The organism is Stenotrophomonas maltophilia (assembly GCF_003970865.1).
Classification (GTDB): domain Bacteria; phylum Pseudomonadota; class Gammaproteobacteria; order Xanthomonadales; family Xanthomonadaceae; genus Stenotrophomonas; species Stenotrophomonas maltophilia_AR.
Genome location: NZ_RXLZ01000019.1, coordinates 21,905 through 43,554, shown reverse-complemented (window position 1 = coordinate 43,554; position 21,650 = coordinate 21,905). Strand labels below are relative to the sequence as shown.

At 67.7% G+C, this 21,650-nt stretch carries 23 protein-coding genes; 11 read left to right on the top strand and 12 right to left on the bottom strand.

The genetic code is table 11. The features are described 5' to 3' along the window. From EKL94_RS08435 to sufT, 4 genes are all read right to left on the bottom strand, one after another. A complete protein-coding gene (locus tag EKL94_RS08435; protein ID WP_046985218.1) occupies window positions 1-336 on the bottom strand; it encodes a transcriptional regulator in 336 nt (111 codons plus the stop codon). Further along, window positions 333-989 carry a hypothetical protein gene (locus EKL94_RS08430; protein ID WP_126928736.1) on the bottom strand — a complete coding sequence of 219 codons (657 nt, stop codon included), beginning with the start codon at window positions 987-989 and terminating at the stop codon, window positions 333-335. The genes EKL94_RS08435 and EKL94_RS08430 overlap by 4 nt, the downstream gene beginning before the upstream one ends. A 174-nt stretch (window positions 990-1,163) precedes the next feature. Then, the gene (locus EKL94_RS08425; RefSeq protein ID WP_126928735.1) at window positions 1,164-2,258 is read right to left on the bottom strand and encodes a branched-chain amino acid aminotransferase; all 1,095 of its coding nucleotides are present in this window, start codon (window positions 2,256-2,258) and stop codon (window positions 1,164-1,166) included. A gap of 59 nt (window positions 2,259-2,317) precedes the next feature. Then, the gene (gene sufT / locus EKL94_RS08420; protein WP_024957743.1) at window positions 2,318-2,869 is read right to left on the bottom strand and encodes a putative Fe-S cluster assembly protein SufT; all 552 of its coding nucleotides are present in this window, start codon (window positions 2,867-2,869) and stop codon (window positions 2,318-2,320) included. A 122-nt stretch (window positions 2,870-2,991) separates the two neighbouring features. Between sufT and EKL94_RS08415 the strand changes: the two genes are divergently transcribed. Then, complete coding sequence (locus tag EKL94_RS08415) at window positions 2,992-3,411, top strand: hypothetical protein (RefSeq protein ID WP_126928734.1); 420 nt, start codon at window positions 2,992-2,994, stop codon at window positions 3,409-3,411. A 239-nt stretch (window positions 3,412-3,650) separates the two neighbouring features. Here EKL94_RS08415 and EKL94_RS08410 read toward each other — a convergent pair whose 3' ends face one another. Then, window positions 3,651-5,111, bottom strand: a complete 1,461-nt coding sequence (locus tag EKL94_RS08410; protein WP_032130084.1) for an NAD(P)(+) transhydrogenase (Re/Si-specific) subunit beta — start codon at window positions 5,109-5,111, stop codon at window positions 3,651-3,653. Next, window positions 5,108-5,428, bottom strand: coding sequence for an NAD(P) transhydrogenase subunit alpha part 2 (locus tag EKL94_RS08405; protein WP_005408173.1), 321 nt, complete (start codon window positions 5,426-5,428; stop codon window positions 5,108-5,110). Before EKL94_RS08405 ends, EKL94_RS08410 begins: the two co-directional genes overlap by 4 nt. 98 nt (window positions 5,429-5,526) lie before the next feature. On the opposite strand from EKL94_RS08405, the gene EKL94_RS08400 reads away from it, so the two are divergent. Genes EKL94_RS08400 through EKL94_RS08390 form a run of 3 tightly spaced genes read left to right on the top strand, consistent with a single transcriptional unit; the run spans window position 5,527 to window position 6,899 of the window. Further along, window positions 5,527-6,111, top strand: coding sequence for an RNA polymerase sigma factor (locus EKL94_RS08400; RefSeq protein WP_005408172.1), 585 nt, complete (start codon window positions 5,527-5,529; stop codon window positions 6,109-6,111). Further along, window positions 6,108-6,434 (top strand): hypothetical protein, encoded by a 327-nt coding sequence (locus EKL94_RS08395; protein WP_126928733.1) that lies wholly within the window; start codon window positions 6,108-6,110, stop codon window positions 6,432-6,434. Before EKL94_RS08400 ends, EKL94_RS08395 begins: the two co-directional genes overlap by 4 nt. Before the next feature lie 3 nt (window positions 6,435-6,437). Continuing rightward, window positions 6,438-6,899, top strand: coding sequence for a DUF3106 domain-containing protein (locus tag EKL94_RS08390; protein ID WP_126928732.1), 462 nt, complete (start codon window positions 6,438-6,440; stop codon window positions 6,897-6,899). A gap of 99 nt (window positions 6,900-6,998) precedes the next feature. Here EKL94_RS08390 and EKL94_RS08385 read toward each other — a convergent pair whose 3' ends face one another. Further along, a complete protein-coding gene (locus EKL94_RS08385) occupies window positions 6,999-8,078 on the bottom strand; it encodes an NAD(P) transhydrogenase subunit alpha (protein WP_126928731.1) in 1,080 nt (359 codons plus the stop codon). 52 nt (window positions 8,079-8,130) lie between these two features. Beyond that, entirely contained in the window at window positions 8,131-10,452 is a 2,322-nt protein-coding gene (locus tag EKL94_RS08380) for a PacR family protein (protein WP_126928730.1), read from the bottom strand. A gap of 331 nt (window positions 10,453-10,783) precedes the next feature. Here EKL94_RS08380 and EKL94_RS08375 point away from each other — a divergent pair, with 331 nt between their 5' ends. From EKL94_RS08375 to EKL94_RS08360, 4 genes are read left to right on the top strand one after another with little or no spacing between them, the layout of a single operon-like run. Beyond that, window positions 10,784-11,362 (top strand): nitroreductase family protein, encoded by a 579-nt coding sequence (locus EKL94_RS08375; protein ID WP_126928729.1) that lies wholly within the window; start codon window positions 10,784-10,786, stop codon window positions 11,360-11,362. Further along, a complete protein-coding gene (locus tag EKL94_RS08370; protein WP_440087268.1) occupies window positions 11,359-12,303 on the top strand; it encodes a 5'-3' exonuclease in 945 nt (314 codons plus the stop codon). The genes EKL94_RS08375 and EKL94_RS08370 overlap by 4 nt, the downstream gene beginning before the upstream one ends. After that, entirely contained in the window at window positions 12,300-12,854 is a 555-nt protein-coding gene (locus tag EKL94_RS08365; protein ID WP_126928727.1) for an NUDIX hydrolase, read from the top strand. The genes EKL94_RS08370 and EKL94_RS08365 overlap by 4 nt, the downstream gene beginning before the upstream one ends. Further along, window positions 12,847-13,644 carry an N-formylglutamate amidohydrolase gene (locus tag EKL94_RS08360; RefSeq protein WP_126928726.1) on the top strand — a complete coding sequence of 266 codons (798 nt, stop codon included), beginning with the start codon at window positions 12,847-12,849 and terminating at the stop codon, window positions 13,642-13,644. The genes EKL94_RS08365 and EKL94_RS08360 overlap by 8 nt, the downstream gene beginning before the upstream one ends. A 113-nt stretch (window positions 13,645-13,757) precedes the next feature. Here the strand turns inward: EKL94_RS08360 and EKL94_RS08355 are convergent, their stop codons facing one another. Both EKL94_RS08355 and EKL94_RS08350 read right to left on the bottom strand, forming a co-directional pair. Continuing rightward, window positions 13,758-14,429, bottom strand: a complete 672-nt coding sequence (locus EKL94_RS08355) for a DUF7716 domain-containing protein (protein WP_126928725.1) — start codon at window positions 14,427-14,429, stop codon at window positions 13,758-13,760. Continuing rightward, window positions 14,426-15,844: an MFS transporter gene (locus tag EKL94_RS08350; RefSeq protein ID WP_126928724.1), complete on the bottom strand. Its 1,419-nt coding sequence runs from the start codon at window positions 15,842-15,844 to the stop codon at window positions 14,426-14,428. The genes EKL94_RS08355 and EKL94_RS08350 overlap by 4 nt, the downstream gene beginning before the upstream one ends. Window positions 15,845-15,949: 105 nt before the next feature. Between EKL94_RS08350 and EKL94_RS08345 the strand changes: the two genes are divergently transcribed. Next, window positions 15,950-16,834 (top strand): LysR family transcriptional regulator, encoded by an 885-nt coding sequence (locus tag EKL94_RS08345; protein ID WP_126928752.1) that lies wholly within the window; start codon window positions 15,950-15,952, stop codon window positions 16,832-16,834. A 260-nt stretch (window positions 16,835-17,094) separates the two neighbouring features. Here EKL94_RS08345 and pip read toward each other — a convergent pair whose 3' ends face one another. After that, the gene (gene pip / locus EKL94_RS08340; protein WP_126928723.1) at window positions 17,095-18,036 is read right to left on the bottom strand and encodes a prolyl aminopeptidase; all 942 of its coding nucleotides are present in this window, start codon (window positions 18,034-18,036) and stop codon (window positions 17,095-17,097) included. Window positions 18,037-18,084: 48 nt separating this feature from the next. Beyond that, entirely contained in the window at window positions 18,085-18,942 is an 858-nt protein-coding gene (gene prmC, locus EKL94_RS08335; protein WP_126928722.1) for a peptide chain release factor N(5)-glutamine methyltransferase, read from the bottom strand. Between the two features lie 323 nt (window positions 18,943-19,265). On the opposite strand from prmC, the gene ahpC reads away from it, so the two are divergent. Next, complete coding sequence (ahpC, locus tag EKL94_RS08330; RefSeq protein WP_004144811.1) at window positions 19,266-19,829, top strand: alkyl hydroperoxide reductase subunit C; 564 nt, start codon at window positions 19,266-19,268, stop codon at window positions 19,827-19,829. Window positions 19,830-20,054: 225 nt separating this feature from the next. Beyond that, window positions 20,055-21,647 (top strand): alkyl hydroperoxide reductase subunit F, encoded by a 1,593-nt coding sequence (gene ahpF / locus EKL94_RS08325; RefSeq protein WP_126928721.1) that lies wholly within the window; start codon window positions 20,055-20,057, stop codon window positions 21,645-21,647. Window positions 21,648-21,650 lie beyond the last annotated feature (3 nt).

Genomic DNA, 21,650 nt, shown 5'->3' with positions numbered 1-21,650 from the left:
TCAGGAGTCCTTTCGATCCGGATCGGGAATGCCGGCAACGATCGCCGCCAGCTGCGTGCGGTACTCGGCCAGGGCAGTGCGGCCCATCGGCGTCAACTGCAGGGTGGTCAGGGGGCGCTTGCCGCGGAACGACTTGTCGATGGCAACCAGCCCTGCCGCTTCAAGCTTGCTCAGATGGCTGGAGAGATTGCCCTTGCTCAACCCGCTGAGATGCTCGACAAATCCGAACTCGGCGGATTCAGCACCTGCCAGGATCGACAGGATCAGCAGGCGTGCCGGCTCGTGGATCAAGCGGTCGAGCTGGAGCAACGCTCTGGAATCAGGCAGCTGGGTCATTCGAGGTTCGTCCGCGCCGCCATGAACGCGCGCATCTCCACCTGCAGCCGCTGGAAGCGCTGATGGTCACGCCAGCCGACCACGATCAGTGCGATGGATGCCAACGGGAACACAGCGGTGCTCGCGCCGAAGCCATACGCCTGCCCGGTGAAGGCCAGCGCGGCCTGGCACAGCAGGAACACGCCCACGATGAACTCCAGCGGCGTACGCAGCCAGCGCCACACCACCCAGGGCAACAGTGCCACCACGACCAGATAGCCGACGGCGCGCAGATCCCAGGGCAACTCGCCCATCGGCACCAGCCGGGTCAGCACGCTGCCGATCACCAGCACGCTTACCAGCGCGGTGAAGGCGATGAAGAAGCGCTGGAAATTGCGTTCGGCCGGCGTGACCTGCTCCTCGACCTGGCCCAGCCGCTGGTAGTAGCGGCGTGCCAGCCATTGCTTGCCGACGATCCACAGCACCGGCACGGCAATCAGCACGATGCGCAGCGCCAGGGTGGTCGGCAACAGGGCGCCGGCAAGGAACGAGGCCAGGCAGGCGATGCCGCCTGCCATCGCCGACAGGCCCCCGTCACTTCGCGAGTACCGCGAGTATTCACGGGTCAGCGCCTGCAGGCGCGTGGAAGGATCAATGACGGACGGCTGCTGCATGACACGCTCCATCGGGGTCGCTTGAATTTAGTTTGCACTGCAAACCTATTTGCGTCAAGCAGTCGCCGGCTACGGTCTGGCGGGCGGGCCCATAACGCAGAAAGCCCGTCACTGGGACGGGCTTTCCAGAAGCGCAGTCGAGCATGGCTCGACGCTACCGTTCGGCGTGGGCGATCAGCCCAGCTTGACCAGCCAGTTGTGGCGGTCCGGCAGGCGGCCGTACTGGATGTCGGTCAGCTCCTTGCGCAGCGACATGGTCACTTCGCCGGCCGGGGCGTTGATGTCGCCCACCGAGAAGCCCTCGCCCTTCAGCTGGCCGATCGGGGTGACCACCGCCGCGGTGCCGCAGGCGAACACTTCGGCGATCTCGCCGGAGGCAACGCCGTCCTTCCACTCGTCGATGCTGACCTTGCGCTCTTCGACCTTCATGCCGCGGTCGCGGGCCAGCTGCAGGATGCTCTCGCGGGTGATGCCCTCGAGGATGCTGCCCGAGAGCTGCGGGGTGACCAGCGTGCCGTCCTTGTAGACCAGGAACACGTTCATGCCACCCAGTTCTTCCAGGTACTTGCCTTCGACCGGGTCGAGGAACAGCACCTGCGAGCAGCCCTGCGCCTGCGCCTTCTGCTGCGGCAGCAGCGAAGCAGCGTAGTTGCCGCCGCACTTGGCGGCGCCGGTGCCGCCCTTGGCTGCACGCGCGTATTCGGTGGACAGCCAGATCGACACCGGGGCGACGCCCTTGGCGAAGTACGGGCCAGCCGGGCTGGCGATGACGTAGTAGCCGGCCTTGTGCGCGCCGCGCACGCCGAGGAAGGCTTCGTCGCCGATCATGAACGGACGGAAGTACAGGCTCGACTCATCGGCCGACGGCACCCAGTCGCTGTCGACGGCGATCAGCTGCTTCAGCGATTCAACGAAGATCTCCACCGGCAGTTCCGGCAGCGCCAGGCGCTGCGCCGAACGCTGCAGGCGACGGCCGTTGGCATCCGGGCGGAAGGTCCAGATCGAACCGTCGGCATGGCGGTAGGCTTTGATGCCTTCGAAGATTTCCTGGCCGTAATGCAGCACGGCTGCAGCCGGGTCCAGCTGCAGCGGGCCGTAGGCGCGCACGTTGGCGTTGTGCCAGCCGGTGTCCTTGTCCCAGCGCACTTCCACCATGTGGTCGGTGAAGTGCAGGCCGAAGCCCGGCTTCTCCAGGATCTGGGCGCGCTCTTCAGCGCTGCGCGGGTGGTCCGAACGGGTGACGGCGAAGCTGGGAATGGACTGGGACACCGGAGATTTCCTGTTCTGGTTGCGGGTAATGCCGGGCCCGCGTCACTGCGGGCCGTGGGTCAAAGCATGCCGGTCTCGAGCCGGGCCGCCTCGGACATCATGTGCTGGTTCCACGGCGGGTCGAACACCAGGTCGACGTCGGCCTCGGCCACCGTCGGGATCATTTCGAGCTTGCTGCGCACGTCGTCGACCAGAATGTCGCCCATGCCGCAACCCGGTGCGGTCAGGGTCATCTTCACGTCGATCTCGCGCTTGCCTTCGTCCAGGTGCTTGATCTCGACTTCGTAGACCAGGCCCAGTTCGACGATGTTCACCGGAATTTCCGGATCGAAGCAGGTGCGCAGCTGCTGCCATACCAGCTGTTCCACCTGTTCATCGGTGGCGTCGGCCGGCAGCTCCAGCGGTGCCGGCGCCTCCTTGCCGATGGCGTCGCCGTCCTTGCCGGCGATGCGGAACAGGTTGCCCTCGACAAACACCGAATAACTGCCGCCCAGCGCCTGGGTGATGTACCCATAGCTGCCGGCGGGCAGGGTCACGGTGTCGCCCTGCGGGACCATCACGGCCTCGCAATCGCGTTCGAAGTGGACAGGTTCGCTGCTACGGGAATACATGGGGACCGATATGGGGCCGTGGCCGGGGCCACGCAAGACGGCATTCTAGCCCAGCCGCCCTGCGGCCGCCGGTGCACTGCGGCAAACCACAGTATCCTGTGGGTGATCTTCAGGGAGCTTCAATGTCCTCCAATGCCGTGCGTGCCAGGACCGTGACCTGGCTCTGGCCCATCATGCTGATGCTGGGTCTGGTTGTTGCTCCCCTTGCCTGGATGATGCTGGCGCTGATGACCGGCCGGCAGGTCGGCTGGATGGCGGTACTGACCGCTCTGGAACTGGTGTTCATGCTGCGCATGGGTACGCTGGGCCCGGGCCGGCTGCGCATTGCCCTGGTCGTACTGGGCACCCTGCTGGTGGCGGCCGTGGCCAACTGGGCCATCGCCAGCGCCTGGATGGGCGGCTCGATCGGGCTGGACCTGTGGGACGCCACGATGCGGATGGGCCCGCACCTGGCCTGGACCCTGATCACCCTCGCCAATGGCGCAATGGAATGGCTGTGGCTGGCCCTGGGCGTAGCCGTGGGCGCCTGGCTGGCGCGCTGACCCACCGGCAGGTAGTGCCGGCCGCTGGCCGGCAAGAGCGTGCGGACCAAGGTCCGCACCTACCCGATGCAACCACCACGCGTGGATGGTGGTAGTGCCGGCCGCTGGCCGGCAGAAGCGTGCGGACCAAGGTCCGCACCTACCCGATGCAACCACCACGCGTGGATGCAGGTAGTGCCGGCCGCTGGCCGGCAGGAGCGTGCGGACCAAGGTCCGCACCTGCCCGATGCAGCCGCCGCTCAATGCCCGCCGTCGAGCGCCTTCAGTTCGCTCACCAGCGAGGCTGCCGCTTCCGCACCATCGCCGTACAGCATGCGGGTGTTGTCGGCATAGAACAGCGCATTCTCGATGCCGGCAAAACCGGTGCCCTTGCCGCGCTTGATCACCACCACGTTGCGGGCGTTGACCACGTCCAGCACCGGCATGCCGTAGATCGGGCTGGCCGGGTCGGTGCGTGCCACCGGATTGACCACGTCGTTGGCACCGATCACCAGCACCACGTCGGTGTTGGCGAACTCCGGGTTGATGTCGTCCATGTCGGCGATCAGATCGTAGGGCACACCCGCTTCGGCCAGCAGCACGTTCATGTGCCCAGGCATGCGCCCGGCCACCGGGTGGATCGCGAACTTCACCTTCACCCCGCGCTGGCCCAGCCGCTGCGCCAGCTCCCAGATCTTGTGCTGGGCCTGCGCCACGGCCATGCCGTATCCCGGCACGATCACCACGCGTTCGGCGTAGGCCATCATCGCCGCGACGTCCGACGCTTCAATCGGCTTCTGCGCGCCGGTGATCGCCTGCGCTTCCCCGCCAGCGCCGCCGCCGAAGTTGGAGAACAACACGTTGCGGATCGGCCGGTTCATCGCCTTGGCCATCAGCCGGGTCAGCAGGATGCCCGCCGCGCCGACCATCATGCCGGCGATGATCAATGCTTCGTTGCCCAGCACGTAACCTTCGAACGACACTGCCAGGCCGGTGAAGGCGTTGTACAGCGAGATCACCACCGGCATGTCGGCACCACCGATCGGCAACGTCATCAGCACGCCCAGTGCCAGTGCCAGCACGAAGAAGGCGACGATCGCCCAGGTGTTGAGCGTGCTGGCCGCGATGATCGCCAGCACCACCACCGCCAGTGCCACCAGCAGGTTCATCACCTGCTGGCCGGGCCAGGTCACGCGCTTGTCCAGGCGCCCATCCAGCTTGGCCCAGGCGATCACTGAACCGGACAGCGACACCGCACCGATCGCCGCGCCGACCACCGCCAGCAGCAGCACCATGCCCGACGGCTGGCGCGCGGCCAGGTCGGCCAGCGCCTGCGCACTCCAGTGGCTGGTATCGCGATTGGCAAGGAAGGCGTAGCGCAGCAGTTCCACCGCGCCGATGGCCGCCGCCGAGCCACCGCCCATGCCGTTGTACAGCGCCACCATCTGCGGCATGTCGGTGATGGCAACCTTGCCGGCCGACCACCAGGCCAGGCCCGCGCCCAGCAGCAGCGCCACCAGGATCAGCGGCACGTTGTGCAGTTCGGGAAGGAAGAAGGTCGCCACCGTGGCCAGCAGCATGCCCAGCCCGGCCCAGCGGATGCCGCTGCGCGCGGTCAGCGGCGAGGCCATGCGCTGCAGGCCCAGCAGGAACAGCGTGGCGGCGACGAGGTAGCTGGCCTTGACCAGCCAATCGAGCAGTTCGACGGTGCTGATGTTCAAGCCTGCGGCTCCTTCGGCTCGTCCTTGCCGCCCTTGGGCGCGCTCGGCTTGAACATTTCCAGCATGCGCGCGGTGACCACGTAGCCACCGGCGGCGTTGCCGGCACCGAGCACCACGGCGAGGAAGCCCAGGGCTTTTTCCAGCGGTGTCTGCGCGTGCCCCAGCACCACCATCGCGCCGATCAGCACGATGCCGTGGATGAAGTTGGAACCCGACATGAGCGGGGTATGCAGGATCACCGGCACCCGCGAAATGATCACGTGGCCGGCAATGGCCGCCAGCATGAAGATGTACAGCGCTACGAACCCGTCACTCACTGGCAACGCTCCTGCTCTGTCTTCGTCGTCCCATCATAACCATGGGCTGAACCCGGTGCGCGCCCGGCGTCAACCGAAGCCGCGCTCACGCGTTGTCGATGGTGACCCCGAGCGAGGAACCGTACCCTGTGCTGGTGAGCAGCCCCGTCCCCCCGAGCGCCGAGACCGATGCCCTGCCGGCATCGCTGGAAGCGTTCCTGGCCAGTGTTGGCCCGCGTGCGTTCCGCTTCGCCGAGGCCGGCCTGCGCCAGCGCGAAGACGCCATGGACGCGGTGCAGGACGCGCTGCTGCGCATGCTGGACTACGCCGACAAGCCGGCGGCCGAATGGGCGCCGCTGTTCTGGAGCATCCTGCGCCGGCGCGTGATCGACGTACAGCGCCGGCGCCGCTTCCGCCTGCCGTTCTGGCGCGACAACCAGGATGCGGAAGGCGGCGAGATCGACTGGGCCGATCCCGGCCCGGACCCGGCACAGGCGCATGAACAGCGCCAGCAGTACCAGCAGCTGGTGGACGCGTTGCGCCGCCTGCCCGCCCGCCAGCGCGAGGCCTTCACCCTGCGCGTGCTGCAGGACCTGGACGGGGCTACCACCGCCCGCGCCATGGGCTGCAGCGAAGGCGCGGTAAAAACCCATCTGGCACGCGCCCGCCAGGCGCTGCAGGATTACCTGGAGATCCACCCGTGAACCGCTCCCGGCCTTCCGATGACACCCTGCGCAGCCTGCACGCACAGTCGCTGCACGCGCTGTCGCCGGCAACGCTGGCCCGGCTGCGACAGGCTCGCCACGGCGCCACGGCCACCCATCGCGGGCGCTGGCGCTGGTGGTTGGCCAGTGCCTGTTCGCTGGTGGTGGCGCTGGGTATCGGCCTGCAGTTCACCGGCCATGGCACGCTGACGGGCCCGGCGCCGGCACCTGTGCTTGCCTCGGTGGAAGACAACAGCGCGCTCTACGACGAAAATCCCGATCTGTACCTGTGGCTGGGCGATACCGACCTGGCGATGGAGTGAATCATGTCCCGACTGCACACCCTGCCCCTGCTGATGACCCTGTTGCTGCTGCCGGCCCTCCCGGCGCTGGCGCAGAGTGCCGCGCCCGCCCCTGCCGCACGCCCTGCGCCGGCCGCACCGCTGCCAGCCTGGGAACAGCTGAGTGAAACCCAGCGGGAATCGCTGCTGGCGCCGCTGCGCGACCGCTGGAACAGCGCCGATGCCGGCCAGCGCCAGCGCATGCTCTCGCACGGCCAACGCTGGCAGTCGATGAGCCCTGAGGAACGCGACAAGGCCCGCCGTGGCCTGCGCCGCTTCGAGCACATGAGCCCGGAACAGCGTGAGCAGGCCCGGGCCCTGTTCGGCCAGATGCGGGAACTGCCGCCCGCGCAGCGCGACGCACTGCGCGAGCGCTGGTCGCAGATGACGCCGGAACAGCGCAAGGACTGGGTGCGCGACAACCCGCCGCCGGCGAAGCCGCGGTAACGCCGGCATCCGCATGGTGGGTGCGGACCCTGGTCCGCACACTGGCCGTCCCTCCACGCATGGCGTGGATCTACCGGGAAGGCAACCGGCGCCTCCGGCTCACGCCTGCCAGCGGGTCTTCGCCAGCAGCTCGTCGTCCCAGTCGAAACCGAGCTGGCCTTCGCGCACGAACAGCGCGACGAAGTTGAGCAGGTTGCGCGCATACATCTCGCTGGCCTGGGTGGCGCCGCGGCTGGCCAGGCCCAGCGGGCCATCGATGGTCACGCCCTGATGCTCGATGCACTGCCCCGGTTGGGTCAGTGCACAGTTGCCGCCGCTCTCCGCCGCCAGGTCCACGATCACGCTGCCGGTGGCCATGCCCTCCACCATTGCGGCAGTCACGATCGTCGGCGCCGGTCGCCCCGGTACCGCTGCGGTACAGATCACCACATCCACGCTGCGCAGGTGGTCGGCCAACCGGCGCTGCTGCTCGGCGCGTTCCTCATCGGTCAGCGCACGCGCATAGCCGCCTTCACCGGCCGCGCTCACGCCAAGATCCAGGAAGCGCGCGCCCAGCGACTGGATCTGCTCGCGGGTTTCCGGGCGCACGTCGAAACCTTCCACCTGTGCGCCCAACCGGCGCGCGGTGGCAATGGCCTGCAGCCCGGCCACACCGGCGCCGATCACCAGCACCTTGGCCGGACGCACGGTACCGGCGGCGGTGGTCAGCATCGGGAAGAAGCGTGGCGCACGCTCGGCGGCGATCAGCGCGGCCTTGTAGCCGGCCATGCCCGCCTGCGAACTGAGCACGTCCATCGCCTGCGCGCGGGTGGTGCGCGGCAGCTGCTGCAGCGGGAACAGCTGCAGGCGGTCGCCAGCAGCCAATGCCGCAAGCGCCGGATCACTGGCCGGGGCCAGCAGGCCGACCACGCTGGCAGCGGGCTTGAGCTGTTCCAGGACCGACGCCGGTGGCGTCTGCACGCACAGCAGGATATCGATCTCGCCCCAACGGTCCGCGTCGAACACACGTGCGCCGGCATCGTCATAGGCGGCATCGGTGAAGCCTGCCGCCAAGCCGGCGCCGGCCTCGTACCAGACGGTAATGCCGAGGGCACCGAGCTTGCGCGCGGTTTCCGGCGTCAACGCCACGCGCCGTTCGCCCGGCGCGGTCTCCTTGATCCCCAGCAACGCCACGGCCATGCAGGTCCCCGCTGATCGGTGAGTTTTCCCGATCCTAGCAGGCGGCCACGGCTCAGTGCAGTGTTGCGCTGCCCGGGTCCAGCCGATCGATCACACCCTGCATCGCGCTGTCGAAGGCGCCATCGTCCACATGGGCGCGCAGGCGACCCAGCCGCACCATCACCGCCAGCTCCTCCGGCGAGGCCACGCAGAAGCGCACGCCGCGGCGGTTGACGAACAGCAGGCGCGAGGAAATCGGGCTGACCCAGGACAGCTTGCCGGCCTGCACCTTGCCGTCCTTGTCGACGAAGTCCAGCCAGTTGCCGATTTCCATGCGGCGGAAGCGGTCGGCATCGGCGTTGTCGAAATCGTCGGCGTCGATCTGCCCGCCCAGTTCGACCGCTGGCGTTTCAGCCACCGGCGGCGCCGGCAAGGCAACCTGCGGCAGCTCCGGCAGCGCGCGCTGCAGTTCCGGCCGCGATTCGGCAATGCCCTGCAGGGTGTCATGCAGGGCGTCGATGGCACCGGTGGCGGCATCGCCGTGCACGCCAACACTGGCAAATACCTTGGCCAGCACCGGCTGCCAGGCCTGCAGCCACGGCTTGCCGACGATCTGGCGGCGGGCCTCGGCTACTTCCTCCAGCAGGCCGTCAGCCAGGCTGAGTGCCTCGGCCACCGACGCGCCCTCCTCTCCCTCGCGCAGCAGCGCCAGGGTCAGGTGGTGCTGCCATGGCTGGCGCAGGAACTCGGCGATGGCCGGCGGCAGGGTGGCATCGCCGATGCGGCGGTCCAGTTCGGCACCGGCACGGCTGCGGGCCATTTCCAGCTTTTCCTGGCCGCGCTGCGTTTCGGCGGCGCGACGCTCGGCGATTTCCACGCGGCGGCGGTGCTGCACGAGGAATTCGCGGAATTCTTCTTCCAGGGTCAGGAAGATCGCCAGGTTCTCGTTGAACTCGGCCACCAGGCGTTCGATGATTTCCTCGACCTTGGCCATCAGCATGCGCTCGGCCTGGCTTTCGCCGGTATTGCCCTCGCAGGCTTCGGCCAGCGAGTTGAGCAGCTTGCGGGCCGGGTGGGTCTTCTGCACGAACATGCGGCGGTCGAGCATCGCCACCTTGACGAAGGGCACCACCAGGCGGCCGATCAGCTCGCGCGAGCGACCTTCCAGCTCGCGTTCGTCCAGCATCACGTCGAACAGCATGCCGACCAGATCGATCGCGTCCTCGTCCTGCGGGTCCAGCCGGGTCTGGCCGGGATCGACGCCGAGACGGGTGGCGCTGGACAGCACTTCACTCTTCAGCCGCTGCGCCAGCGATTCGCCATCCTCGCCGATGGCCGCACGCAGCGTCGCACTGGGCGTGGCCTGCAGCAGCGACAGCACCGACATCATCTCGCGCTGGCTCAACGGGCGGTGCTGGCCGACCGCGACCTGCGCGGCCGAGGTGGCGTCCTCGCGAACGTGGCGGGTCTGCTGCAGCAGCTCATGCAGGGCCTCCAGCAGCATGCCCTGCTGGCCGGCATACGCCTCGCCGCTGCCGGCATCCTCGCCCCCGAGGTGCTGCTGCATGTGGCCACGGCGCTCGGACCAGCGCGCGGCGAAACGCTGCGCCCAGGCCGGCGCGGCCTGTTCATCATCGCTGAATTCGGATTCGAAGCCCGCCGCGTGGCGCGGCTCGACCAGATCGTCCGCCCCCGGCGCCATGCGTGGGTCGGGCGCGGCCGACAGCGGACGCCGCGGCGCCCCCATCTGCGACATCACGCCAGCGGCGGCCAGCTGCTCGTCCAGCTTCTCGTAGATGCGGCCCACCGGCGCGCGCAGGTCGCGCTCGCACAGCTTGATCAGCACCAGGTGCACTTCCGGCGCCAGCTCGCAGCCGGCAAAGGCTTCATGGATGGCCACACCCAGGTGTTCGGGGCTGACCGGGTTGTGGTCGGCATCCAGCTCGGCGCCGCCGATCAAGCGGCCCAGGCGCCGGTCCAGCCGCGCCAGCACCGGTTTGAAGTCGCGCAGCAGCACGGTGGCGAAATTGCGCACCGCCAGCCGCGACTCCAGTACATGTTCAGCCAGCAGGCTCAGGCCATCCTCGGCCGGCCCGGACAGGGTGGTTTCGGCCGACAGCGGCTCGCCACTGGCCAGTGCATCCCAGGCCCGCTGCAGGTGGCCGGCGAAGGCGGCGGCGATGTCCTCACGGCGGCGGCGCAGCTCGCGCATCGCATCCAGGAACAGCAGCTGCGACGAGCCTGCATTGCCGGCCCGGTCGAACAGTGCATCGTCGAAACGCGCCAGTGCGGCCCCGAACGCCTGGCACAGCGCCGGCAGGACCATGTCCCGGGCACGCTGAAGCTGGGCCGGGTCACGGCCCGGCGATCCCATCGGTGTGGGCGCGCTCATCATTCGGGAAGGCTCCCCACCTTCTCTGGTACGACAGACAGCATGGACATCGCGACGGCCGGCACACCCCATGTACCGGTACGTCGATGGTAGGCCGGCCAGCCCGTCACGGACAGTGAAACAGTCCTCACTTCAAACCTCATGACCGGCGGCCCGGCAAGATAGATATCGTAAGCCGTGCGAGGCCCACGAGGCGAGAGGAAGCGGTCGTCCCTTTCCCGCCAGTGGCATGATGTTCATCACAGTTTGATATTCAGGGGCAGGACGCGACACAGACGGCGTCATTGACCACCCCGACTATAATCAAACACCCGTGATGACCGGTTCAGACTCCATGCCCGACCCCGCTGCCCTGCTTGCCCTGGATGCCCGCCGCTCGGTGCCCTCGCGGCAATTGGGCGAGCCCGGACCGGATCCGGCCACCCTGCAGCGCATGCTGGCCTCGGCCGTGCGCGTGCCCGACCACGGCAAGCGCGTACCGTTCCGCTTCCTGAAGATCGCCGGCGATGCACGTCACACTCTGGGCGACTTCCTGGCCGAGCGCAGCCGCCAGCGCGACCCGCATGCCGGCGAGGCCGTGATCGAGAAGGACCGCCAGCGTTTCAGCCATGCACCACTGGTGATCGTGGTGGTGACCAGCCCACGCCCGGACCCGAAGGTGCCCGAGCAGGAACAGCTGATGACCGCCGGCTGTGTCTGCTTCGCCCTGCTGCAGGCCGCGCAGGCGCTGGGCTTCGGTGCGCAGTGGCTGACCGCCTGGATGGCCTTCGACCCGGTCGTGCAGGCGCACCTTGGCCTCACCGAGGGCGAGGGCATCGCCGGCTTCATCCATATCGGCACGCCCAAGGCCGAGGTGCCTGAGCGCGAGCGGCCGGACGTCGCGGCCCTGCTGCAGGACTGGACCGGCCAGTGAGCGCCGTGAATGCCGTGCCGCTGCCGCCGCCGCTGTACCTGGTGGATGCCAGCATCTACGTGTTCCGCGCCTGGCATTCGCTACCGGACGAGTTCCAGGACAGCCAGGGCTGGCCGACCAACGCAGTACATGGGTTTGCCCGCTTCCTGCTGGACCTGCTCGAGCGCGAACGCCCCCGGCACATCGCCATCGCCTTCGACGAGGCGCTGGACAGTGGCTTCCGCCACCGCCTGTACGCGGCCTACAAGGCCAACCGCGACCCGGCGCCGGAAGCGCTGAAGCGCCAGTTCGTGCACTGCAAGGCGCTGTGCGCAGCGCTGGGCCTGGTGGTATTGGCCCACCATGACTACGAGGCCGACGACCTGATCGGCAGTGCCCTGCACCAGCACCGGCACAGCCATCGCGGCCTGATCATTTCCGCCGACAAGGACCTGTCGCAGCTGCTGGTGGACCACGACGAGCAGTGGGACTACGCACGCAACCAGCGCTGGGACGTGGCAGGGGTGAAGGCGCGGCACGGCGTGCACGCCCACCAGATTGCCGACTACCTGGCGCTGTGCGGCGATGCGGTGGACAACATTCCCGGTGTCAGTGGTGTCGGCAGCAAGTCCGCCGCCGTGCTGCTGGCCCATTTCGGCAGCATGGACGTGCTCTACGAACGTCTGGACGAAGTGCCGTTCCTGCGCCTGCGCGGTGCCGCACAGATGGCGGTGCGCCTACGCGAGCAGCGCGAGCACGCCCAGCTCTGGCGCCAGCTGACCACCATCGCGCTGGACGCGCCGCTGGAAGGCAGCCAGCCCGGCCTGCTGCGCCAGGCGGCCGACCCCGAGCTGCTCGGCGGCCTGTGCCAGACCCTGCGCTTCGGCCCGATGACCCGCCGCCGGCTGTTCGAAGCCGCTGGCGTGGCCGACCCCGTTCCCACCCACAGCGAGCCCGCATGAGCCAGCGCAACACCGAAGCCCCGCGTGTCGTCTATGAAGGCAAGTACCAGCGCATGCTGGTGCGCGGCACCTGGGAATACAGCGAACGTACCCACGCCGGTGGCCTGGCCGCGATCATCATCGCCGTCACCCCGGAGGACAAGGTGCTGTTCGTCGAGCAGTTCCGCGTACCGCTGCAGGCGCCCACCATCGAGATGCCGGCCGGCCTGGTCGGCGACATCGACGCCGGCGAATCGATTGAAGTTTCGGCCGTGCGCGAACTGGAAGAAGAAACCGGCTGGACCGCCGACCACGCCGAAGTGCTGATGATCGGCCCCACTTCCTCCGGTGCCAGCAGCGAAAAAATCGCCTTCGTGCGCGCTACCGGCCTGCGCCGGATCGGCGAAGGTGGCGGCGATGACAGCGAGGACATCACCGTGCACGAGATTCCACGCAGCGAGGCTGCGGCCTGGCTGGTGCAGAAGATGGGCGAAGGCTACGAGCTGGACGCCAAGCTCTGGGCCGGGCTGTGGATGATCGAGCATCACCTGGACGGACGCCCGCGTGGCTGACGCCGACCTGCATGTGCTGCCGGCGCTGCTTGGCGCCGATGATCCGGCAATCTACGCGATCCACCGGGCGCAGGGCGCGTCGCCGTACCTGCTGCTGGCCGACCACGCCGGCCAGCAGGTGCCGCATGCGCTGACCGGGCTCGGCCTGGCCCAGGCGGAGCTGGACCGGCATATCGGTTGGGACATCGGCATTGCCGGTACTACCCGTGCACTGGCCGAACGGCTGGATGCCTGGGCGATCGAACAGACCTATTCGCGGCTGCTGATCGACTGCAACCGCCCGCTGGTGTCGCCAACGCTGATTCCGGAAGTGAGCGACCACACCGTGGTGCCAGGCAATGCCGGGCTGTCAGCGGCGCAGCGGCAGCAGCGCATCGATGCGATCCACGCGCCCTACCACGCGCGCATCGACGCAGAACTGGATGCGCGCCGAGATGCCGGCCGCCCCACCCTGCTGGTGATGATGCACAGCTTCACTCCGGCGATGAACGGCGCGCAGCGACCGTGGCATGCCGGCGTGCTGTACCACCAGGACACGCGCTTTGCCCATGCCTTGCTGCAGGCACTGCGCGACGAAGGCGACCTGGTGGTGGGTGACAACGAACCGTATTCGGTCAGCAGCACCAGCGACTACGCGGTGCCGGTGCATGGCGAAGGCCGCGGGTTGGTGCACGTGGAACTGGAAATCCGCCAGGACCTGATTGCCGATGTGGCTGGGCAGCAGGCGTGGGCGGAGCGGCTGGCGCGGATCTTCAGCGCGTTGCAGCCGGGGTTGCTGGCGTTCGGGTGAGGGTCATCCACGCATTGCGTGGATCTACTGCAGCGCCGACGGACATCCGCATTCGGCGAAAAACGAACGAGGTCGGTTCCCAGTAGATCCACGCCATGCGTGGATGGTGTTGTTCAACGCAATACGGGCGCGTCCATCCACGGGAACGGCTTGAAGCCGTGCACCTGTACGGTCGCGCCGATCGCTTCGAACTGATCCTTGATCGCCTGCGCGCGGCGGCGATCCTGCGCTTCACCCAGCACCAACGGCAACGCACGGCAGCGCGCCAACGCCTCGCCCACCGGAATCTCCAGCAGGCGCGCCACGCGCTGGGCTGCGGCTTTGATCTGCCCCTCCGGGCACGCCCTCAGCGTCAGATCGAAGGACGCGAAGATGCCAGTGCCCACACCCGCCTCGCGCGCAGCCGCCTGTTCCGCAGCTCCCGCTTCGCCCAGGGCCTCGTCGATACCCTCGACCTGCTGGAACGCGTCGTACTCGGCGTAGTACGCCAGCGCCTGCGCGTACTCCTGCAGCGACGACAGCGGGCGTTGCCGCTTCTGCACATCCAGCACGTCGGCAAACGTGGCCGGCTCCAGATACGGGAACAGCCCCATCGCTGCCGAAGCGGCCGATCGCTCGCCGTCGTCATCCAGCGCTTCATCACTGGATGACGGCAACCACAACCGTGCCGCCAGCAGGTCCTCGTCGCTGGCCATCACCCAGCCGAAGGCGTTCCACACTTCATCGTCATCGTTGCAGGCAGCAAAGGCATGCAGGGTCTGTTGCAGGTCCAGCAGTTCGATCATGCGTCGGTGCTCAGGCAGGCAGTCGCTGCCGAGTCTACCGGCGCCGGGCGCAGGCCCAGCGCGATCACCACGCCGAGCGCCGCGAACAGCGCGGCACCGTACTGTGCATTGACCATGCCCTGCAGGGCATCGGGACTGGTTGCTGCCTGCGTGCCGCGTGCGGCGTTGGCGATCATCACCAGTACCGCCAGTCCCAAGGCGCCGCCGATCTGCTGGGCGGTGGCCGCCATGCCGGACGCGACGCCTTGCTGCGGACCCGGCACTCCCTGCCCGGCCACGATCCACATCGCCGTCCAGCTCATGCCCTGGCCGATGCTGAGCACCACGATTCCCGGCAGCAGCGGCCAGTAGCTGGCGCCATGCGGCATCGCCAGCGCCACCGCGGCAATGCCGATGGCACCGGCGGCGAAGCCCCAGGCCAGTACCTGCCGTGGCGAACGGCGCCGCAGCATGCGTTCGGCAATACGGATGCCGAAGGTGCACACCAATGTCGGCAGCAGGAAGGCCATGCCGGCCTGCAGCGGGCTCCAGCCATAGCCATCCTGGAAGTAGAGCGCCAGGAAGTAGTACTGCACGCCATAGCTGCTCATGAAGGCGAAGGTCAGGCCGAGCGCAGCGCGCAGGCCCGACAGACGCAACAGCGAAAACTGCATCAGCGGGTCACGGCTGCGCTTTTCGATCTGTACGAACACCGTCAACAGTACGGCTGAAAGCAGCAGGCAGATCAGCGTGGCCGGCGCCGTCCAGCCCCATTCCGGCCCTTGCACCAGGGTGGTGACCAGCAGGCTGCCGCCGGCGGTGACAGTGAGGCAACCAGCCAGATCGAATGAACGGCCCTGCACCCGTGGACCATCGGCCGGCAGCCACGCACCGGCAGCGACCGCGCACGCCGTAGCCAGCGGCACGATCACCGCCAGCACCGCCGGCCAGCCGAACGCCTGGGTCAGCACGCCACCCAGCAGCGTGCCCAGCGCCAGGCCCACCGCGCTGGCCATGCTCCAGATCGCCAGCGCGCGGTTGCGCACTGGACCTTCCGCGTACAGCGTGTTGATCAGCGCCAGCGTGGCCGGGAACAGCAGTGCGGCACCGATGCCCTGCGCAGCACGCGCGATGATCAGCAGGGTGGCATTCGGCGCCAGCGCACCGAGCAGCGACGCCAGCGCGAACAGCAGCATGCCCAGCCGGTAGAAGCGGCGGCGGCCGATCAGGTCGGCGGCACGGCCTCCCAGCAGCAGGCTGCCGCCGAAGGCGACGGTGTAGGCACTGACCACCCATTGCAGCTGCTGCGCATTGATCTGCAGCGCGCGCCCCATGTCGTGCAGGGCGACGAAGATGATGGTGGCATCCAGGGCGATGATCAGCTGTGCGGTGGCCAGCAGGGTCAGCGCCCAGCGCGGGTATTTGAGGGGAGGCATCGGCGGTCTGGATCGATGGGGGAGCGCAGTCTCATTGATGCGGCCGAATCAATAAACCCCCTACCCGCCATTTCTGTCATGATTTTCCGCATGAATGCAGCCTCGATGGACCTCAATGCGGTGCGCATGCTGGTGCAGGTGGCCGAAGCCCGCAGTTTCACCGTGGCTGCCGGCCAGCTGGGCCTGAGCCAGTCCGGCCTGTCCCGTGCGATCGGGCGGTTGGAAGTGTCGCTGGGGGTGAAGCTGCTGCAGCGGAACACCCGCAACGTGGCGCTGACCCCGGATGGCCGCCAGTTCGTGGAACAGGTGGCACCACTGTTGGCCGGCCTGGACGATGCCGAGCGGCAACTGGCCGACCGCCCGTGCACGCCCTCGGGCACGTTGAAGATCAGTGCGCCGTCGATGTTCGGGCGCAAGGTGCTGGTGCCGATGCTGGCGCCGTTGCTGCAACAGCATCCGCAGCTGCAGGTGGAAGCCGTGCTCAGCGACCGCCTGGTCGATCTGGTCGAGGAAGGCTTCGATGCCGCGCTGCGCACCGGCGTCATCGCCGACCAGCGCATCGTCGCGCGGCCATTGCGGCCGCTGCGCTGGGTGACGGTGGCCAGCCCCGCCTATCTGGCCCGCTGTGGCGCACCGGACGATGTGGCCGCGCTGCAGGATCACGCGTGCCTGGCGGTGCGCAATCTGCGCAGTGGCCGGCTGGTGGACTGGCAGTTCCTGCAGGACGGGCAGCTGCGCGAGTTCACGCCACCGACGCGGATGGTGTTCGACAGCGGCGATCCGCTGGTGGAAGCGGCCATCGCCGGTATCGGCATCGTGCAGGTGATGGATTTCGCAGTGGCCGACGCGCTGGCCGACGGCCGCCTGCAGCGCGTGCTGCAGCCGTTCGAGGGCCGCAGCCGCGAACTGTCGTTGATCTACCCGCCGTCGCGCCAGCATTCGCCGAAGCTGCAGGTGCTGGCCGACGCGTTGCTGGCCGGAGATTGGTAGCGCCGGCCGCTGGCCGTCGTCTGCGCGATCCAACCGTTTCCCAGTTGCCGGCCAGCGGCCGGCACTACCAGGCTGTGGTAGATCCACGCCATGCGTGGATGAGGATCCAAAGCAGGAACAGCCAGGCATGGCCTGGCTCTACTGTCGGTAGCGCCGCAATGCACAGTAGATCCACGCCATGCGTGGATGAGGGTTGGTAGCGCCGCGCATGGCCCAGCGCTACCGGTGAGGCGTTGCCGGCCAGCGGCCGGCACTACCGATCAGGCAAAACTATCGGTGGCGCGCACCAGCGCGTCCACGTTCTCGGCCTCGAACGCCGAGTGGCCCGAGGCCGGGGTGATTTCCAGCTTCGCCTTCGGCCAGACCTTGGTCAGGTCCCAGGCGTTGGCCAGCGGGCAGACCACGTCGTAGCGGCCGTGCACGATCACGCCGGGAATATCGGCGATGCGGTGCGCGTCGCGCAGCAGCTGGTCTTCCACTTCGAAGAAGCCGCCGTTGACGAAGTAGTGGTTCTCGATGCGGGCAAACGCCAGCGCGAAGTGCGGGTCTTCGTGGCTGTTGATGAAGTCGTCATCGACATGCAGGAAGCTGGTCGCGCCTTCCCACACCGCCCAGGCCTTGGCCGCATCCAGGCGGGTGGTCTCGTCTTCGCTGGTCAGGCGGCGGTGGAAGGCCGAGATCAGGTCATGACGCTCCACCGACGGGATCGGCTTGAGGTAGTGCTCCCAGGCATCCGGGAACAGGCGGTTGGCGCCTTCCTGGTAGAACCATTCCAGCTCCCAGCGACGCAGCATGAAGATGCCGCGCAGGACCAGTTCGGTCACGCGCTGCGGATGGGTTTCGGCATAGGCCAGCGCCAGGGTCGAACCCCAGCTGCCACCGAACACCTGCCAGCGATCGACCTTGAGGTGCTCGCGCAGCTTCTCGATATCGGCGACGAGGTCCCAGGTGGTGTTGTCCACCAGGTCGGCGTGCGGGGTGGAACGGCCGGCACCACGCTGGTCGAACAGGATGATGCGGTACTTGGACGGGTCGTGGAACTGGCGCATCTTGTCGCTGCAGCCGCCGCCCGGGCCACCGTGCAGCATCACCACCGGCTTGCCGTCCGGGTTGCCGCACTGTTCGAAGTACAGCGTGTGGCGGTCGTCGACCTTCAGGGTGCCGACGTCGTAGGGGGTGATGGCGGGGTACAGCGTACGCATGCTTGCAGCTCCAGGGTGATGCCCTGCCGGGGCAGGAGAACCTCCATTCTAGGCCGGACGTCGGCCCAGGGTGATGCGGTCGCGCTGCTCCAGATCCTGCACGGTCTGCACCTCCGCAAAACCCGCCGCGTCGAACAGCGCGCGGATCGCCTCGCCCTGGTCCCAACCGTGCTCGATCAGCAGCCAGCCGCCGGGCAGCAGGTGGGCCTGGCCACCGTCTACGATGCGGCGGATGTCATCCAGGCCATCCACGCCGGAGGCCAGCGCGGTAGCCGGTTCAAAACGCAAGTCGCCCTGTTCCAGATGCGGATCGTCGCTGGCGATATACGGCGGGTTGCTGGCGATCAGGTCGAAGCGCGCGCCCTGCAGCGGCGCATACCAGTCGTGCCCGCCCTCGGCGAAGCGGACGTTGCGCAGATCATGGCGGGCCGCATTGCGCGCGGCCACGGCCAGCGCGCCCGGGCTGGCATCGGTGGCCAGCACCTGCGCCAGCGGCCGTTCGCTGGCCAGTGCCAGGGCGATCGCACCGCTGCCGGTGCCCAGGTCAGCCAGTTGCAGCCATTGGTCTGGCGGCAGCCGCTCCAGCGCCAGCTCGACCAGCAGCTCGGTTTCCGGACGCGGGATCAGCGTGGCCGGGTCGACCTCCAGGTCGAGCGTCCAGAATCCGCGGCGGCCGGTCAGGTAGGCCACCGGCTCACCGGCTACGCGGCGGGCCAGCAACGCCTCGAAGGCGGCCTGGTCATTGGCGGGCAGCGGATCGGTGGCGTGGGCGAACAGCCAGCTGCGCGGGCGGTCCAGTACGTGCAGCAGCAGCAGCTCCGCCTCGTGGCGGGCTTCGACGCCGCCCAGGCGGGCACTGGCCTCAGCCACGGTCTGGCGCAGGGAGGGTTCGGTTTGGAAAGACATTCCGCAATTGTAGGGCCGAGCCCATGCTCGGCTGCTCCACCCGCAGCCGAGCATGGGCTCGGCTCTACAAAAGCTGCAATCGGTTCAGGTTCCGCCGGAGGGAATAAGGAGGGGCTATCGGCCCCATTCCGCGCCTCGGGGAGATTTCCCTTGTCACACAGGCAGTTGCAGGATGAGGGCGGCAAGGTTCAGTGCCGGCTCATGGTATTTTGATAGACTCCATCTATCAAATAGATGCAATCAATGGATTGTTCTTATCGCGAGCGAATCGGTAACCTAGGTCCTGTCGATTCACCCACTCCCCTTCACCCAGAGGAAAAACGATGTCCCTGATCAACACCCAGATCCAGCCGTTCGAAGCCAATGCTTACCTGAATGGCGAGTTCATCAAGGTCTCCGACAGCACCCTGAAGGGCCAGTGGTCGGTCCTGATCTTCATGCCGGCAGCCTTCACCTTCAACTGCCCGACCGAGATCGAAGACGCCGCTGACCATTACGCCGAGTTCAAGAAGGCCGGCGCCGAGGTCTACATCGTCACCACCGATACCCACTTCTCGCACAAGGTGTGGCACGAAACCTCGCCGGCCGTCGGCAAGGCCCAGTTCCCGCTGGTCGGTGACCCGACCCACCAGCTGACCAATGCCTTCGGCGTGCACATTCCGGAAGAAGGCCTGGCCCTGCGCGGCACCTTCATCATCAACCCGGAAGGCGTGATCAAGACCCTGGAGATCCACTCCAACGAGATCGCCCGTGACGTGTCCGAGACCCTGCGCAAGCTGAAGGCTGCCCAGTTCACCGCCGCCAACCCGAACCAGGTCTGCCCGGCCAAGTGGAAGGAAGGCGAGAAGACCCTGACCCCGTCGCTGGACCTGGTCGGCAAGATCTAAGGCAGTACCGGCCTGCCGTGGCCCCACGCCACAGCGAGCCCTTCATCCCCGTGCCGGCCCCCCCGCCGGCGTGGGGGTGAACCCAAGACAGCCAACGCTCGCCCGCCTTGGCCAGCCAGCCCCTTCCACGGTCGCTGTCTTGGGTTCACCCCTACCCCCTGCTGGTCCGCTACCTTCTACAGCGGTGCCACGCCCCCTGTTTGCCTGAAGCCAGGAGAAGACCCGATGTTGGACGCCAACCTGCAGTCGCAGCTGAAGACCTATCTGGAGCGCGTGACCCGCCCGATCCAGATCACCGCGCACGCCGACGATGGCGCCAAGTCGCAGGAAATGCTGGAACTGCTGCAGACCCTGGACAGCCTGTCGGACAAGATCTCGCTGCAGGTGCTGCGCGATGGCCAGGGCCGCGTGCCGTCCTTCGACCTGGGCACCCCGGGCCAGGACATCCACCTGACCTTCGCCGGCCTGCCGATGGGCCACGAGTTCACCTCGCTGGTGCTGGCCCTGCTGCAGGTGGGCGGTCATCCGTCCAAGGCTACCGCTGAGCTGATCGAGCAGGTGCAGAACCTGGAAGGCGAGTACAAGTTCGAAACCTACTTCTCGCTGTCCTGCCAGAACTGCCCGGACGTGGTGCAGGCGTTGAACCTGGCCGCGGTACTCAACCCGCGCATCCAGCATGTGGCCATCGACGGTGCCCTGTTCCAGGACGAAGTCGAGAAGCGCGAGATCATGTCGGTGCCGACCGTGTACCTCAACGGTGAGGTGTTCGATCAGGGCCGCATGACCCTCGAGCAGATCGTGGCCAAGCTGGACACCAATGCCGGCAAGCGCGATGCCGAGAAGATCGCCGCCAAGGACGCCTTCGACGTGCTGGTGGTGGGCGGTGGCCCGGCCGGCGCTGCAGCGGCGATCTACGCCGCACGGAAGGGCATCCGCACCGGCATCGCCGCCGAGCGTTTCGGTGGCCAGGTGCTGGACACCATGGCGATCGAGAACTTCATTTCGGTGAAGGAGACCGAAGGCCCGAAGCTGGCCACGGCGCTGGAACAGCACGTGCGCGAGTACGAGGTGGACATCATGGACCTGCAGCGCGCCAGTGCGCTGGTGCCGGCCGGTGAAGACGGTCTGGTGCAGGTGCAGCTGGAAAACGGCGCGGTGCTGAAGTCGCGTTCGGTGATCCTGTCCACCGGCGCACGCTGGCGGCAGATGAACGTGCCGGGCGAAGACCAGTACCGCAACAAGGGCGTGGCGTACTGCCCGCACTGCGATGGTCCGCTGTTCAAGGGCAAGCGCGTGGCGGTGATCGGCGGCGGCAACTCCGGCGTGGAAGCAGCCATCGACCTGGCCGGCATCGTGTCGCATGTAACCCTGCTGGAGTTCGATTCCAGCCTGCGCGCCGATGAAGTGCTGCAGAAGAAACTGCGCAGCCTGGCCAACGTCACCGTGCTGACCAGCGCACAGACCACTGAAGTGCTGGGCGACGGCAGCCGTGTCACCGGCCTGGTCTACAAGGACCGCATCGGCGGCGACGCCCACCGCGTCGAGCTGGAAGGCATCTTCGTGCAGATCGGCCTGCTGCCCAACACCGAGTGGCTGAAGGACACCGTGGCGCTGTCGCCGCGTGGCGAGGTCGTCATCGACGACCGCGGCCAGACCAACCTGCCGGGTGTGTTCGCTGCTGGCGATTGCACGACGGTACCCTACAAGCAGATCATCATCGCCATGGGCGCCGGTTCGACCGCCGCACTGAGCGCGTTCGACCACCTGATCCGCTCGTCGGTGAGCAACAGCAGCGGTGCCGTTGCTGAAGCTGCCTGATCC